Origin of the sequence: Lysinibacillus sp. NPDC059133 (assembly GCF_042755925.1) — a bacterium.
Classification (GTDB): Bacteria; Bacillota; Bacilli; order Bacillales_A; family Planococcaceae; genus Lysinibacillus.
Genome location: NZ_JBHZDH010000115.1, coordinates 1 through 2,355, shown reverse-complemented (window position 1 = coordinate 2,355; position 2,355 = coordinate 1). Strand labels below are relative to the sequence as shown.

Annotated in this window: 1 protein-coding gene and 1 pseudogene; both read left to right on the top strand. The window is 39.4% G+C overall.

What is annotated here, in order from left to right:
* Nucleotides 1–357: 357 nt before the first annotated feature.
* A pseudogene (locus tag ACFXN8_RS26385) lies at nt 358–1,761 on the top strand (PolC-type DNA polymerase III); the annotation flags it as partial.
* Nucleotides 1,762–1,919: 158 nt separating this feature from the next.
* On the top strand, nt 1,920–2,270 hold the full coding sequence (locus ACFXN8_RS26380) for a hypothetical protein (protein WP_386848318.1): 351 nt from the start codon (nt 1,920–1,922) through the stop codon (nt 2,268–2,270).
* The last annotated feature ends 85 nt before the right edge of the window (nt 2,271–2,355 follow it).

Genomic DNA, 2,355 nt, shown 5'->3' with positions numbered 1-2,355 from the left:
AAGTTGATTGGAGTGGAGGCTGGGCGACTCCTTGGGGATCAGCGTCACAGATGAGACCCTGGAGCGAGCAACGCGAGTGAAGCGGCTCATCGGACGCCTCCAGGAAAGCGCCCAGCCGGAACGGAAATCAACCACACGTTATGGTGATGAGCCATTTAAAAGTAATGGATTGCTGGTATATCCTATTGAAAATAAATTAAATAAACGAACTAAGAACGGAAGTAGGAAATCCAAAGCTTAGTTTATAAATTTCAACAAAGTTAACGATGGAACGCCGTATGACGCCGAAAGGGTCACGTACGGTGTGGGACGGGGGAAAAGCTGGAGATAATATCAAAAGTTTACCTATCGTCATACTTTTCCGGGGAATATCAACCACAGGCTCATAACTATACAAAGGTATTATTCGGTGAAGATTATGTATATCGTGCCGGGACAATCGGTACTGTTGCGGAGAAAACAGCTTATGGCTATGTAAAGGGCTATGCCAATGATAACAATCTACATTTCCGCGGTGCCGAGGTAGATCGATTAGTGCAAGGCTGTACAGGCGTTAAACGTACATCAGGACAGCACCCTGGAGGAATTATCGTAGTACCAGATTATATGGATATTTATGACTTCTCACCAGTGCAATTCCCTGCGGATGCACAGGATGCAGAATGGCGTACAACGCACTTTGATTTCCATTCCATTCACGATAATATTTTAAAGCTTGATATACTTGGGCACGATGATCCGACTGTGATTCGGATGTTGCAGGATTTATCAGGGATAGATCCAAAAACGATTCCAACTGATGATCCAGTCGTTATGAAAATCTTTAGTTCTCCAGAATCTTTAGGCGTAACAGAAAAACAAATTGGCTGTAAGACAGGAACACTTGGCATTCCTGAGTTCGGTACCCGTTTTGTACGCCAAATGCTTGAAGATACAAAGCCATCAACATTCTCGGAGCTCGTGCAAATTTCAGGACTATCTCACGGAACAGACGTATGGCTGGGTAACGCGCAAGAGTTAATTCAAAACGGTACATGTGTGCTGAAAGAAGTAATCGGCTGTCGTGACGATATTATGGTGTATTTAATTTATCAAGATCTAGAACCGTCACTGGCGTTTAAAATTATGGAATCCGTGCGTAAAGGGAAAGGATTATCTGAAGAATTTGAAGCGGAAATGCTGGCGAATAAAGTACCAGGCTGGTATATCGAATCATGTAAAAAGATAAAATACATGTTCCCGAAAGCCCATGCTGCAGCTTACGTGTTAATGGCAGTTCGTATTGCATGGTTTAAGGTACATTTCCCAATTCTTTATTATGCAGCGTATTTCACAGTACGTGCAGATGATTTTGATTTAATTGCCATGGTACAGGGCCCGCAAATGATTCGTACAAAAATTGATGAAATCAATCTGAAGGGCTTAGATGCTTCAACAAAAGAAAAAAACTTATTAACTGTAATGGAACTAGCACTTGAAATGTGTGAGCGTGGTATGAGCTTCCAGAAGGTGGACTTATATCGTTCACATGCTAGTGAATTTATCATTGATGGGAACACTTTAATTCCACCATTCGATGCGATTCCTGGACTTGGTACAAACGTTGCTAAACAAATTGTAGCAGCACGTGAGGACGGAGAATTTTTATCGAAGGAAGATTTACAGCAACGAGGACGAGTATCCAAAACATTAATAGAATATATGGATCAATTGGGTTGTTTAGAAGGAATGCCTGATGCCAATCAGTTATCACTTTTCTAAGAAGGTTAGTTTTGAAGGCATCTTCATCAAATTCACAGAATTGAGCTTCATTCCGCCCACTTCTTCAGAGGTGGGAGGAATGAAGTGCTTTTTTCTTTATAGAACATATGTTTATATTGTATATTGTGAATAATCAAAAAAGAAAGGAGTGACGGGTAATGACGAAAGGGAAGAAAGATAGTTTTGTTATAGAGCTCAAGTTACTTATAGATACATGGCAAAAGGATATTCTACTAAAACGTTTTGAAATTGCCCGTACACTCTATAATACAACTTTGTCTTATGCAGTAAAACAACATACTTTAATGCAAGAATCAAAACACTATCGAAAACAATTACGTTGCTACCAAAAAGCGAAAAAATCTAATGATTCAAAAGAATTGAAGCAGACTGCAAAAGAATTAGATAAGTACCTTTATTGGAGAAACAAAAAAGGCGTTTATTACGCAAGTTGGATAGAAGTCGTAGAAGTACCAATCCTAACAATTTCAAAAAGGATGGTACTATAAAACATGGCGTCAAACTCCGTTGGACATATAGTAAAAACTATCAAAAAACAAAAAAACAAGTAAAAGAATTATATAGAAAGAAAGC

Coding starts and splice junctions, on each gene's coding strand:
- ACFXN8_RS26380 (WP_386848318.1), top strand. CDS start 1,920: ATGACGAAAGGGAAGAAAGATAGTTTTGTTATAGAGCTCAAGTTACTT.